This window comes from Pseudomonas sp. AFG_SD02_1510_Pfu_092, from assembly GCF_003331055.1.
Taxonomy (GTDB): Bacteria; Pseudomonadota; Gammaproteobacteria; order Pseudomonadales; family Pseudomonadaceae; genus Aquipseudomonas.
The window spans coordinates 1-12,028 of record NZ_PUQD01000041.1 but is presented as its reverse complement, the minus strand read 5'-3'; the positions used below and the strand labels follow the sequence as shown (position 1 = coordinate 12,028).

The window sequence follows — 12,028 nt, the reverse complement described above, 5'->3', positions numbered from 1 at the left end:
GGGAAAACCGAGTCGCCCTCTTCGCGGGTAAACCCGCTCCCACAGGCACCGCACATCCCTGTGGGAGCGGGTTTACCCGCGAAGCTTTCAAGGATCAACGCTGCAGCAAGCCTTCAAGGTCTGCCGCAACCAGCGATGCGCCGGGTCATTGTGAAACCGTGGGTGCCACGCCTGCAGCACCGTCACCCGCTCCAGCGGCACCGGGATCTCGAACGCGCGCAGCGGTAAGCCCAGCTTGTTCACGCTGTTGAGAATATTCGCCGGCATCGGCAGGATCAGGTCGGAATCCGGCAACGAGAACAGCGCCGAATGAAAGCTCGGGGTAATCAGCGCCACCCGCCGCTGCACCTTGCAGTTGGCCAGCTCGACATCGATCGGCCCGTTGGCCCGGCCACGGCGGGACACGCTGATCTGTGGATAACCGGCAAAGCTGGCCGGTGTGATCGGCTGCGCGAAGATCGGGTGGTCGCGCCGCGCCAGGCCCACGTAGTAGGTCTGGAACAGGCTCTGCACCTTGATCTCCGGCCCCAGGTCCACGGTCGAGCTGATGATCAGGTCGGTCCGCCCGTCGCGCAGCACGCTGTCGTCATCACCGCCAGGGCTTTCCGGCACGAAGCGCAGCACCGTGCGCGGCGCCTGCTCGTGCATGCGCCGCAGCAACTGGGCGCCGTACAGGGCGATGAACAGGTCGTTGGTGCGGATGTTGAAGGCCCGATCAAGCTTGGGCAGGTCGACCTCGTCGGCACTGCGGAACACCTCGCCGGCCTGCTCCACCAGGCTCGCCACCTGCTCGCGCAGGGCCAGCGCCCGGGGCGTCGGCACCAGGCCACGGCCAGCGCGCACCAGGATCGGGTCACCCAGGGCATCGCGGATCCGCCCCAGGGTCCGGCTCATCGCCGCCGGGCTCAGGTTCATGCGCTGCGCAGCGCCCACCACGCTGCCTTCATCGAGCAGCGCATCGAGGGCGACGAGCAGGTTCATGTCCGGGAGTTGCATGGCTGTTTTCCGATACAGCTGTGAGGAACGGCGATGGTAGCAGGTTGCTGGATTGCACCAGACGCAATGCGCTCGTGCGTGGTGGGGCATTTATTCAGCCGGCGGGTTGGGCCAAGAATGATGGGCGGCAGGTTCGGCCCTTTCGCGGGTGAACCCGCTCCCACAGCTACACCAGCATTGAAACCAGTGCAATTCCTTGTGGGAGCGGGTTCACCCGCGAAAGGGCCGGAACAGACAATCACTCAGCCAGCCCGGAACAAGGATCTTCAATGCCCAGCCCCGTCCTGATCGCCATCGACGCCTCCCCCGCTGCCACCACCCTGCTCACCCTAGCCCGCCGCTACTGCCGCCCCGACGAGCACGAACTGCATGTGCTGCTGGCCATCGACGCCACCTTCGCCGTGCACGACAAACCCGCGCCCTACACTGCCGAGGAACTCGAGGAATACCCCGCCGCCTGCGAGGAACAGCACCTGGCCGACCGTGCCGTGGCCGAGGCAGTGCGGGCATTGCAGCAAGCCGGCTTCGCCTGCCAGGGCTGCATGGTGGCCGGGCAGCCGGTCGAGGCCATCGTGGCCAAGGCGCAGGCGCTGAACTGCGAGCTGATCATCATGGGGCACCGCCACCTGTCGCGGCTGGGGCGAATGCTGGACCCGTCGATCAGTGCGAAAGTGATCGATCGGGTGGAGGTGCCGGTGTTGGTGGGGGTAGCCTGACCGCTTATCACATGGCAATGCATGTGCATTGACCCAGCAATGCAATCGCATTACCTTGGAAAGCACCGTTGCAAACCCAAGGACATCGCCCATGGCCAACTCCCTCGACGTCGAGTCCACGCTGACCGATCGCTATCAAACCACCGTTCCCGAAACGGTACGGCGTGCCTTGGGCTTGAAAAAGCGTGACAAGATTCATTACTCGATTCGCCCTGACGGTGGGGTAATACTCACCCGCGCAGAGGCGACCGAGGACGATCCGGTACTGGGCAAATTTCTGAATTTCCTGGCGCACGATATCGCCAGCAATCCTGAGCGGCTGCAGGTTGTCGATGCCGGCCTCATCGCTCGTCTCGACAAGCTTGTCGGCGACGCGGAGGTCGACCTGGATCAACCTCTGTCGGCGGACGATGAATGAGCGATGCGAACAGAAAGCCTCTGGTAATTAATGGATGGACCGTATTTGCCCACCCGCTGTTTCTGGCCCAGCTGGACGCGCTCAGCGATCAAGTCCTTGCCCAGATGAAGAAAGACCCTGCAGGCTACACAAAAAAGAACGCCTATAAACGGCTGGCGGCCATACAGCGGCTGGCTTTCGATGTGATTCCCCAAGACCCGACCAAAGCTGATTACCGACAAGGTGCAACGCTTGGCGGTGATCACAAGCACTGGTTCAGAGCGAAATTCTTCCAGCAATACCGATTGTTCTTTCGCTACCACACCCCCAGCAGGATCATCGTGCTGGCCTGGGTCAATGACGAGTCGAGCAAGCGGGCGTACGACAGTAGCGACGATGCTTACAAAGTCTTTCAGAAGATGTTGCATAGCGGCCACCCGCCGGACGACTGGGACCAATTACTGCAAGAGGCCGAGACTGCAGCAGATTGAGCTATCTCGCTCAAACACATTGTCATTGGCCAATGCGGCCGCTCCTCCGGGGCCGCGCCAGGCGGTGGTAACGGCGACGGTCACCCCTCGCTCGGCTTCACCACCACCGTACAGGTCGTCCCCGCTGCCAGCAGAAACCCTTGCGGCACTTCATCGATATGAATGCGCACCGGTACCCGCTGTGCCAGGCGCACCCAGTTGAAGGTCGGGTTCACGTCGGCGATCAGCTCGCGGCTCTGCGGGTTGTCGCGGTCGTAGATGCCGCGGGCGATGCTCTCCACATGGCCCTTGAGGCGCTCGCCGCTCATCATCTGCAGTTCGGCCTGATCGCCCACGTTCACATGCGGCAGCTTGGTCTCTTCGAAGAAGCCGTACACCCAGAACGAGTGCTCGTCGACCACCGCCATCACCGCTTCACCGGTCCGTGCATAGTCCCCCCTGTGGATATTCAGGTTGGTCACGTAACCGTCCACCGTGGCCACGATATGCGTGCGCTTGAGGTTCAGCTCGGCGGCGGCCAGTTCGGCCAGGGCCTGCTGGTAGTCGGCCTGGGCGGCGTTGGCGATGTTGCTGGCGTCGTCGCGGTTTTCTCTGGAGATCACCAGGTTGTCCATGTCGGCGCGGCGCTTGGCGTTGACCTTGCGCATCTCCCAGGTGGCCTTGCGCGAAGCGACCAGGGCCTTGGCCTGGTCGACCGCCAGCTGGTAATGCTCGGGGTCGATCTGGATCAACAGGTCGCCCTTCTTCACCCGCTGGTTGTCCTTGACCGGCACATCCACCACATAGCCAGGCACATCGGCGGCGACGTTGATGATGTCGGCACGCACGCGCCCGTCGCGGGTCCACGGCGTGGTCATGTAGTGCAGCCACAACTGGCGACCGATCACCACGGCAGCGGCCAGCACCAGCAGGGTGGCGATCAGGCTGAAGAACTTTTTCATCGAAGGATTCTCACCAGTAGAGCGACAGCGCCAGGGCGCCGAACAGGCAGACGAACAGGCTCAGGCGCAGCAACGCCGGGTGCCAGAAGAAGCGGTAGCCATCATGGCTGGCGATGAACCGGTCCAGGCCCCAGGCCAGGCCCAGGGCAAACAGGAACATCAGGGTCATGGTGGGCATGTACACGCCATGGAAGGCGATTTCACGGGGCATGATTTCAGGGAGCATGGTTTTACTGAGCACTGTGCAGTCCTTTCGCCGGGGCCAGCGGCGACTGTGGGTCGAGCAGGGAAGAACGGATGAAGTGCAAGTAGCTCTGCACGCGGCGCAGCACCGAGGTGTCGAAGTGCCGGGCGAAGGGCTCGTCGGTGGCCTGCACGCGGGCAATGGCGTGGTCCACCGCGACCAGGGCGCGCTCATGGTTGCTGGCACTGGGTTGCAGGAACAGCCGCGCCAGGGCGCGGCCCATGACGCGAATCGCCTGGCGCCACGCTTGCGACTCGGCGTAGGCCGGGTGCACCGGTGCGCGGGCCTGCTCCTTGCGCAGCTCGATGATGGCGTGGCCAACTTCCAGCACGGTGAACATCCAGCCCATCAACTGGCTCTGCACCTGCGGCTTGCCGGCGGCCAGGCCATAGGCCTGGTGCAGCAGATCGCGGGTGCGGCTTTCGAAGGCCGTGCCGATGCCGCGCAGGCGGCCGCTGATGGCGAACAGCACCTGCTCGCGCAATTCCTGCTCCAGGCGGCTCCACAACCAGCGGCTGTTCGGCGGCAGGATGATCGCCCCGGCAGCAGCGCAAACGAACATGCCGATGATCATGCCGATGTAGTCGTTGATGAAGCTGTACGGGTCATACACGGTGAGGTTGTTCGGCACCGAACCAATGGCGAAGAACACCAGCAGGCCGACACCGTAGCCGGCATAAGCCGGGCGCGACGAAAGGAACGCGCCAAGCACGAACACCGGCGCCAGCACCATGCACAGCAGCGCGAAACCGTCGATCCAGGGGAACACGAAGAACGTTTCGAAGAAGCCGACGAAAGCGCCGATGGCGGTGCCGCACGCCATCTGGAACGACATGCGCTTGGGGTTCGGCGAAGCCGCCGAAAGGCCCACGGTGACCGTCGCGATCAAGGTCATCATGGCGCCGCTGGGCCAGTCGCTGAGCAGCCAGTAGCTGCCCAGCAGCAACAGCACCGCCGAGGCGCGCACCCCGGCGGCCAGCGATACCAGCCAGCTGGTCTGCGCCACGTAGGGCTCGTCCCACTGCTCACGCTCGTGCCTGTGCGCGGCCAGCGAGGCGTGGGTTTCGGCGTAGCTGAACATCTCGTCGACGAAGCGGTACAGCAGCTCGAAGGCCGTGTGGAAGTCGAGCAGGTCGGCGTCGCTGGGGTCGGTCGCCAGGTACTCGGCACGCAACCCGCGCACCTGTGCCTGCAGGCCTTCCTTGTAGGCGGCCAACTCCAGCGTCAGGCGCAGTGCATCGGCGTCGGTCAGCGCCCGGCCGACGTAGGGCTGCAGCAGCTCCACCAAGGTATTCAGGCCCGGCTCGATGGCGCTGACGATCTGCAGCGGGCCACGCGCGCGCAGGCGCTCCAGCAACCGATGCAAGGCATTGAAACGGGTGGTGATGGCCATGAACTCGCTGTTCATGCGGACCAGGCGGCCAGAGCGGCGGCGCATGTGCGGGTCTTCGAAGGCGGTAACGTTGCGCAGGCTCTCCAGGCCCACCGCCTCGGCGACGAAGCGCACGTTGCTGGTTTCGAAGCGGTCGCGCTGGCTGTCGCCACGCAAGGCCTCCACCACCACCCCGGCGAACACGCCAAAGCGCTGGTACAGGGCGTTGCGCATGGCGGCACTGGCCGACTGCGGCAGGATCGCGGCGCTGACGAAGGTCGATACCAGAATGCCCAAGGCAATCTCCAGCACCCGCCATACCGCTGCCATGAACGCCTGGTCGGGGTGTTGCAGCACCGGCAGGCCGATCATTGCCGCGGTGTAGCCGGCCAGCACGAAGCCATAGGCGCGGAACGTGCGGTAGCGCATGGCCCCGGCCGAGCACAGGCCCACCCACAAGGCCAGGCTGGGCAGGAACAGCTCGGTGTTCTGCGGGAAGATGGCGATCAGCGCCACCATCATCGCCGAGCCGGCCAAGGTACCAAGCACCCGGTAGAAGCTCTTGGCGAACACGTGCCCGCTTTGCGGCTGCATGACGATGAACACGGTGATCATCGCCGTGCGCGGTTGCGGCAACTCCAGGCGCATGGCCAGCCACAGGGTGATGAACGCTGCGGCCAGCACCTTGAAGATATACACCCAGGTGACCCCGTCGGTGCGCGCCCAGGCAAAGAAGCCCCGGCGCCATTCCAGGCTTTGCAACCAGCGCACGGGCAAACTGGAAGTGCTCATTCGGCGTTATCCGGCTGCTGGTCGAAAATGGCCAGGCTGGCCGGGGTTTTCGGCGCCGCCTGGCGCTGCTGCGGCGGTACATCCTGGCCGGCCTGCAGGCCGCCACCCAAGGCGGTGACCAGCTCGGCATGGGCGCCAAGGCGGGCCGCTTGCACCTGCTGCTGCACCTGTTGCTGGCGGAACAGCAGGGTCTGCGCGTTGAGCACTTCGAGGTAGTCGGTGAGGCCACGCTGGAAGGCGACCATGGCGATGTCGTAGGTTTTCTGTGCGGCGGCGACCGATTCGGCGGCGAAGTGCGCTTGTTGCTTCATCGACTCGCGGCGGATCAGCTGGTCGGAGATGTTCTTCAACGCGCCGACCACGGTCTGGTTGTAGTGCGCCACGGCAATGTCATAGCCGGCCGAGGCCACGCCCAGCTGGGAGCGCAGGCGGCCACCGTCGAAGATCGGCAGGCTGATGGCCGGGCCGACGTTGTAGTTGAACTTGCGCCCGGTCAGAAACTCCAGCGGGCCACCACCGGTCGCCATGAAACCAAGGCTGCCGACCAGGTCGACATTGGGGAAGAAGCCGGCGTGGGCGACGTCGATACCCCGCGCCTGCGCGGCCACCTGCCAGCGGCTGGCGACCACATCGGGGCGCTGGCCGACCAGTTCGGCGGGCAGGTTCGACGGCAGTTTCAACGGCGCGGCCAGGGCCAGGCTCGGCCGCTGCAACTGCGCGCCCTCGCCCGGCCCCTTGCCGGCCAGCGCGGCCAGCTGGTTGCGGGTCAGGGCGATGTCTTCATCGAGGCTGTCGAGCTGGCGGTGGGTTTCCGGCAGCGGCGCTTCGGCCTGACTGACTTCGAAATGGGTGCCGATGCCAGCCTCCAGGCGGCGCTTGGCCAGGGCCAGGATCTGTTCCTGCTGCTGCAGCTGGGCCTTGACGATATCGCGCCGGGCGAAGTGCAGGCTCAGCTGGATGTAGGCGCGCACCACGTTGTTCTGCAGCTCGAGCTGTGCCTGGCGGGCCTCGGCGACGCTCATGTGTGCCTGGTCAACGGCCTGCTCGCTGGCATTGCGCTCGCGGCCCCACAGGTCGAGCGCGTAGCTGAAGCCGATGGCGGCGTTGTTGTCCCAGGTGTTGGCGCCCGACAACGCGCCAGGGCCGTAGAACTGGTCTTCAGGCCAGTTGTGCCGCTTGAGCGTGACCTGGCCATCGGCCTGAAGCTTTTCTGCCGATTCGATCACGCCGGCCATGGCCTTGGCTTCACGCACCCGTGCCGCCGCCATGGCCAGGCTCGGGCTGCCGGCCATGGCCAGGGCCACCCAACGGTCCAGTTGCGGGTCGCCATAGGCCTGCCACCACTGCTGGTCCGGCCAGTGGGCGTCGGTGGCGGCTGCGCGGATGGCCGCGTCGGTGCTCAGGGAGTTGGCTTGCAGCGTCTTGCTTTGCGGGGCAATGCCCCAGGTTCCGATACAGCCGCTCAAGGTGAGGGCAAGGGCACAGGCACTGAACGCATTGAGCGCTCTGATGATGCGACGCGGCACAGCTGCGATATCCCGAGGCAGAGGTGAAGGGGCCGGGCAATTCTAGGGGGCGGCGGCACTGGCGATAAGCGTGGATTCCTGCGAATCTTTGTTACCAAAACAGCGATAATCCGCCTTTGGTCGAAGGCAACTTTTCCGCTCTTTTACGTTACTTCGTGACACAATTTTGTCCTCTAGATCGAGAGTGACCCATGGACACCCTGCAAAACATGCGTGCTTTCAGTTGCGTCGCCCAGCTTGGCAGCTTCACCGCTGCCGCGGGGCAACTGGATACGACCACCGCGAACGTGTCGCGGGCGGTCTCCAACCTGGAAGCCCATCTGCAAACGAGGCTGCTCAACCGCACCACCCGCCGCATCGCCCTGACCGAAGCCGGCAAGCGCTACCTGATGCGTTGCGAACAGATTCTTACCTATGTGGAAGAAGCCGAGGCCGAGGCCAGCGACGCCCACGCCCGCCCGGCCGGGCAATTGAAGGTGCACTCGATGACCGGCGTCGGCCAGCACTTCGTGGTCGATGCCATCGCCCGTTACCGCGAATCGCACCCGGATGTGACCTTCGACCTGACCATGGCCAACCGCGTGCCTGACCTGCTCGACGAAGGCTATGACGTGTCCATCGTGCTGGCCACCGAACTGCCCGACTCGGGGTTCGTGTCGCAGCGCCTGGGCATCACCTACAGCATCGTCTGCGCCTCGCCCGCCTACATTGCCCGCCACGGTGTGGCGCACAAGCCCGCCGACCTGCTCAAGCACGCCTGCCTGCGCATGGTCAGCCCGGTGATCCCGCTGGAAAAGTGGCTGTTCGACGGCCCCGAGGGCCAGGAGATGGTCAACATCACCAGCTCGCCGTTCATGGTCAACACCGCCGATGCCATGAAGACCGCGATTCGCAGCGGCATGGGTGTGGGGGTGTTGCCGATCTATGCGGCCATCGACGGCCTGCGTGACGGCAGCCTGGTGCGGGTGCTGCCCGAGTACCGCCTGCAGGAGCTGAACCTGTATGCCATCTACCCGTCGCGGCAGTACCTGGATGCCAAGATCAAGACCTGGGTCGAGTACCTGCGCAATTCGCTGCCAGAGATCCTCGCGGCGCACGAGGCAGACCTGAAAACCCATCAGGTGCTGATCGCCAATTAAAAAGCTGCTGCATTGCGGGGGCGGACAATGGTAGGTTGCTAACCATTGTTGGCCTCTTCGCGGGTAAACCCGCTCCCACAGGTACAGCGCTGCCCTCAGGCCAATGCAATCCCTGTGGGAGCGGGTTTACCCGCGAAGAGGCCACCACCGCCCAACCGCCTTGCAGAGAAGTAGCCCGATGAAAAAGACCGTCCTGGCCTTCAGCCGCATCACCCCGGCCATGGCCGAGCGCCTGCAGCAAGACTTCAACGTGGTCCTGCCCAACCCCAAGCTCGGCGACATCAACGCCCAGTTCAACGAAGCGCTGCCCGAGGCGCACGGCCTGATCGGCGTGGGCCGCAAGCTCGGCCGTGCCCAGCTCGAAGGCGCGGCCAGGCTGGAGGTGGTGTCCAGCGTATCGGTCGGTTACGACAACTATGACCTGGACTACTTCAACGAACGCGGCATCGCCCTGACCAACACCCCCGATGTACTCACCGAAAGCACTGCCGACCTGGGCTTCTCGCTGATCATGGGTTGCGCCCGGCGCACTGCCGAGCTGGATGCCTGGACCAAGGCCGGCAACTGGCAGGCCACGGTGGGCCCGGCGCATTTCGGCAGCGACGTGCACGGCAAGACCCTGGGCATCGTCGGCATGGGCAATATCGGCGCTGCCGTGGCGCGCCGTGGCCGCTTCGGTTTCAACATGCCGATCCTGTACAGCGGCAACAGCCGCAAGGCCGCGCTGGAACAAGAGCTGGGCGCGCAGTTCCGCAGCCTGGAGCAACTGCTGGCCGAAGCGGACTTCGTGTGCATCGTGGTGCCGCTGTCGGCTGCTACGCGCAAGTTGATCAGCACCCGCGAGCTGAAGCTGATGAAGCCGAGCGCGTTCCTGATCAACATCGCCCGCGGGCCGGTGGTGGACGAGGCGGCGCTGGTCGAGGCACTGCAGAGCGGCACCATTCGCGGAGCCGGCCTGGATGTGTACGAGAAAGAGCCGCTGAGCGATTCACCGCTGTTCAAGCTGCCCAACGCCCTGACCTTGCCGCACATCGGCTCGGCCACCGCCGAAACCCGCGAAGCCATGGCCAACCGGGCCATCGACAACCTGCGCGCGGCGCTGCTGGGTGAGCGGCCACGGGACCTGGTGAACCCGCAGGTGTGGAAGGGCTGATATACCTTTGTAACCTGCACCGGCCCTTTCGCGGGCGCGCCCGCTCCCACAAGTATTGCAACGCTGTAACTGTGGGAGCGGGCATGCCCGCGAAGAGGCCAGTGTAGGCAATCCAGTACCTACTTGGCTGCCACTACCACCCCGGGCACCCTGGCTCGCGGCTTGCGAAACACCAGCACATTCCCCGCCATCACCGCCACCAGCCCCAGCAACGCCGGCGCCGTCCACTGATAGCCCTCGGCCACCGCCGACACGTTCAACGCCACCAGCGGGAACAGCACCGTGCAATACGCTGCCCGCTCCGGCCCCATGCGCCCGACCAAGGTCAGGTAGGCGGTGAAGGCAATCACCGAACCGGGAACCACCAGATACAGCAGCGAGCCGATATACCGCACGTTCCACTCCACACTGAACGGTACGCCGCTGACCACGCAGAACACCGCCAGCATCGCCGCCCCGTAGGCCATGCCCCAGGCATTGGTGGTCATGGGCCGCAGCCCAGCCTTCTGCTGCATGCTCGACAGCAGGTTGCCCGCCGAGAAGCACAGCGTGCCGAGCAAGGCCAGGCCTAGGCCATACAGCGTTTCGCGGCTGGCCGAATGGTGGGCCAGCTCCGGCCAGAACAGCAGGCCCAGGCCGAACAAGCCCAGCGCGCCGCCGCCCAGCACGTTGCTGGCGATCTTCTGGCCGAAGAAGATTCGCGCATTGAGTGCGTTCCACAGGGTGGCCGTGGAGAACACCACGGCGATCAGCCCGCTGGCGATCCACTGGCTGGCACTGAGGAAGCAGATGAAGTTGACGCAGAACAGGCACAGGCCTTGAGCCAGGCAGATCTGGTGACCACGCCGGTTCATCGGTTGCAGGCGGCGGGTGAGCAGCAGGAAGACGAACAGGATCAGGCCGGCCAGGGCGAAGCGGTAAACGATCGAGACCGGAATGGCGACCACGCCCAGCTGGAGTTTCAGGGCGATCCAGGTGGTGCCCCAGATCAGGACGGTGAGCAGGTAGAGTGACAGGTTCATGGCGACGGTTCCTTGGGCCTTTCAAGATCGGTGCCCGGCGCTTCGCGGGTGAACCCGCTCCTACAGGGACTGCGCCGCTTGCAAGGCTGGCGCAGTCCCTGTGGGAGCGGGTTCACCCGCGAATCGAGGGCGCAGCCCTCGCCGAGGCAGGTCAGTGTTCCCCTGCCGGGCCACCACGCGCTTGCACAAACTTGCGCATTTGTCCTGCCGGTAGCTGTAAGCCAGCGCAAGGCGCAGTAGCATGGCAGGCAAGAGGAACCGCCCATGACCCCACTCACCCAACTACAAGTGTTCAATGCCATGCACGCCTCGCCCCACGCGCGGCTGGAGCTGAGTGCGCAGCTGGGCGATGGGCTGGCGGCGGCGTTGTGGCGCAACCGTGACGATGCCCGCGACTACCAGGCACCCAGCCATCACACCCTGTCGTGCTACATCGCCGACGGCACCGGCACCTTCCGCCGCCAGCGCCCGGCGGACAAAGGCGCGCCCGGCAAGCTCTGCGTGATGCCGGCCGGGCAGGAATCCAACTGGGTGGTCAATGGCGCGATCCGCCTGGCCCATCTGTACGTCAGCGAGGCGCAGTTCGCCCTGGGCTGCGTGCGCCTGCTCGACCGCGAACCGCGCGAGCTGCAATTGCAGGAAGCGACCTTTCTCGAGGACCCGCAGCAGGCCACGCGCTTTCGCCAGCTGATCACCCTGGCCTGGGACGAGCCTGGCGAGCGCTTGCTGGCCAGCAGCCTGGCGCACGAGATCGTCGACCACGCGCTGCTCAACCAGGTCGGGCTGCGCCAGGGCCTGCGCCTGAAAGGCGGGCTGGCACCGAACCTGCGTCGGCAACTGGTCGATTACATCGAAGCGCACCTGGACCTGCCGATCACCCTGGGTGAACTGGCGTTGCGCTGCAACCTGTCCGAATACCATTTCGCGCGCATGTTCCGCGCCAGTTTCGGCTTACCGCCGCACCAGTACTTGCTGGCGCGGCGGCTGCATCGGGCCTGCCAGCTGTTGCGGCTGGGGGTGATGCCGCTGGGGGAAATTGCCCTGTTGTGCGGGTTTGCCAGTGCCAGCCATTTCAGCAACCGGTTCCGGCAAGCGATGGGGGCCACACCGGGCGAGTACCGTCTGGCTTTCAATCTGTGAAATTGGGGCTGCTGTGCAGCCCATCGCCGGGGGGGCCCCCCCCCCCCGGGGGGGGGGCCCGGGGGGGGGGGGGGGGGGGGGGGGGGGGGGGGGGGGCGG

General features: G+C 65.2%; 12 protein-coding genes. 6 read left to right on the top strand and 6 right to left on the bottom strand.

Going from position 1 to position 12,028, the window contains the following annotated elements; genetic code table 11:
- Positions 1 to 87 precede the first annotated feature (87 nt).
- The gene (locus C6A77_RS17115) at positions 88 to 996 is read right to left on the bottom strand and encodes a LysR family transcriptional regulator (protein WP_114170526.1); all 909 of its coding nucleotides are present in this window, start codon (positions 994 to 996) and stop codon (positions 88 to 90) included.
- A gap of 269 nt (positions 997 to 1,265) precedes the next feature.
- Between C6A77_RS17115 and C6A77_RS17110 the strand changes: the two genes are divergently transcribed.
- The 3 genes from C6A77_RS17110 (at position 1,266) to C6A77_RS17100 (ending at position 2,600) form a co-directional block, all read left to right on the top strand.
- Complete coding sequence (locus C6A77_RS17110) at positions 1,266 to 1,712, top strand: universal stress protein (protein WP_114170525.1); 447 nt, start codon at positions 1,266 to 1,268, stop codon at positions 1,710 to 1,712.
- Between the two features lie 91 nt (positions 1,713 to 1,803).
- Entirely contained in the window at positions 1,804 to 2,130 is a 327-nt protein-coding gene (locus C6A77_RS17105; RefSeq protein WP_114170524.1) for a type II toxin-antitoxin system PrlF family antitoxin, read from the top strand.
- The gene (locus C6A77_RS17100) at positions 2,127 to 2,600 is read left to right on the top strand and encodes a type II toxin-antitoxin system YhaV family toxin (RefSeq protein WP_114170523.1); all 474 of its coding nucleotides are present in this window, start codon (positions 2,127 to 2,129) and stop codon (positions 2,598 to 2,600) included. Before C6A77_RS17105 ends, C6A77_RS17100 begins: the two co-directional genes overlap by 4 nt.
- An 80-nt stretch (positions 2,601 to 2,680) precedes the next feature.
- On the opposite strand, the gene C6A77_RS17095 is transcribed toward C6A77_RS17100, so the two are convergent.
- From C6A77_RS17095 to C6A77_RS17080, 4 genes are read right to left on the bottom strand one after another with little or no spacing between them, the layout of a single operon-like run.
- Complete coding sequence (locus C6A77_RS17095; RefSeq protein ID WP_114170522.1) at positions 2,681 to 3,541, bottom strand: HlyD family secretion protein; 861 nt, start codon at positions 3,539 to 3,541, stop codon at positions 2,681 to 2,683.
- Between the two features lie 10 nt (positions 3,542 to 3,551).
- Positions 3,552 to 3,752 carry a DUF1656 domain-containing protein gene (locus C6A77_RS17090; RefSeq protein WP_008097766.1) on the bottom strand — a complete coding sequence of 67 codons (201 nt, stop codon included), beginning with the start codon at positions 3,750 to 3,752 and terminating at the stop codon, positions 3,552 to 3,554.
- 19 nt (positions 3,753 to 3,771) lie between these two features.
- Positions 3,772 to 5,949 (bottom strand): FUSC family protein, encoded by a 2,178-nt coding sequence (locus C6A77_RS17085; RefSeq protein WP_114170521.1) that lies wholly within the window; start codon positions 5,947 to 5,949, stop codon positions 3,772 to 3,774.
- Positions 5,946 to 7,475 (bottom strand): efflux transporter outer membrane subunit, encoded by a 1,530-nt coding sequence (locus tag C6A77_RS17080; protein WP_114170520.1) that lies wholly within the window; start codon positions 7,473 to 7,475, stop codon positions 5,946 to 5,948. The genes C6A77_RS17085 and C6A77_RS17080 overlap by 4 nt, the downstream gene beginning before the upstream one ends.
- Before the next feature lie 191 nt (positions 7,476 to 7,666).
- Here C6A77_RS17080 and C6A77_RS17075 point away from each other — a divergent pair, with 191 nt between their 5' ends.
- Together C6A77_RS17075 and C6A77_RS17065 are read left to right on the top strand one after the other, a co-directional pair.
- Positions 7,667 to 8,614, top strand: a complete 948-nt coding sequence (locus C6A77_RS17075) for a LysR family transcriptional regulator (protein WP_114170519.1) — start codon at positions 7,667 to 7,669, stop codon at positions 8,612 to 8,614.
- A gap of 178 nt (positions 8,615 to 8,792) precedes the next feature.
- On the top strand, positions 8,793 to 9,767 hold the full coding sequence (locus tag C6A77_RS17065) for a D-glycerate dehydrogenase (protein ID WP_114170517.1): 975 nt from the start codon (positions 8,793 to 8,795) through the stop codon (positions 9,765 to 9,767).
- 119 nt (positions 9,768 to 9,886) lie between these two features.
- Here the strand turns inward: C6A77_RS17065 and C6A77_RS17060 are convergent, their stop codons facing one another.
- Positions 9,887 to 10,789: a DMT family transporter gene (locus C6A77_RS17060; protein WP_114170516.1), complete on the bottom strand. Its 903-nt coding sequence runs from the start codon at positions 10,787 to 10,789 to the stop codon at positions 9,887 to 9,889.
- Positions 10,790 to 11,053: 264 nt separating this feature from the next.
- Between C6A77_RS17060 and C6A77_RS17050 the strand changes: the two genes are divergently transcribed.
- Entirely contained in the window at positions 11,054 to 11,929 is an 876-nt protein-coding gene (locus C6A77_RS17050) for an AraC family transcriptional regulator (protein WP_114170514.1), read from the top strand.
- Positions 11,930 to 12,028: the final 99 nt, after the last annotated feature.